Below are 402 nucleotides of genomic sequence, written 5' to 3'. Positions count from 1 at the left end.
GCTCAGGTGCGGGAACAGGTTGTATTGCTGGAACACGAAGCCCACGCGCTTGCGCAGGGCGATCAGCTCGGACTCGGTCTTGAGCGCATCGACGCGCACGCCGCCGACCTCGATCGCGCCGCGCTGCGGCCGCAGCAGGCCGGTGATGCAGCGCAGGATGGTGGACTTGCCCGAGCCCGATGGGCCGATGATAGAGACAGCCTGGCCCGGACGGACTTCGACGTCGATCCCCTTGAGCACCGCGGTCTGCCCGAAGGCCAGGTGCACGTCCCGCAGGCTGACCAGCGGGAGCTCGGCGGCGCGGGCGCCGTTGTCAATGATGCGCATAGCGTCGTTCCAGATGGCGCGTCCAGCGCGCGATGGGATAGCAATAGGCGAAGAACAGCGCCAATAGCGTGAAAT

The 402-nt window shown here is 66.7% G+C and carries 1 protein-coding gene; it reads right to left on the bottom strand.

Annotation, left to right across the window (positions count from 1 at the left end; all coding sequences use genetic code 11):
- Window positions 1–327, bottom strand: a 327-nt coding sequence (locus EOA79_RS32500; protein WP_164894096.1) for an ATP-binding cassette domain-containing protein, incomplete at its 3' end; no start/stop codon positions are given.
- Window positions 328–402: the final 75 nt, after the last annotated feature.

This window comes from Mesorhizobium sp. M1A.F.Ca.IN.020.03.2.1 (assembly GCF_004023205.1).
GTDB lineage: Bacteria > Pseudomonadota > Alphaproteobacteria > Rhizobiales > Rhizobiaceae > Mesorhizobium.
The sequence above is the reverse complement of the archived record's forward strand: the minus strand, read 5'-3'. Positions and strand labels throughout refer to the sequence as shown.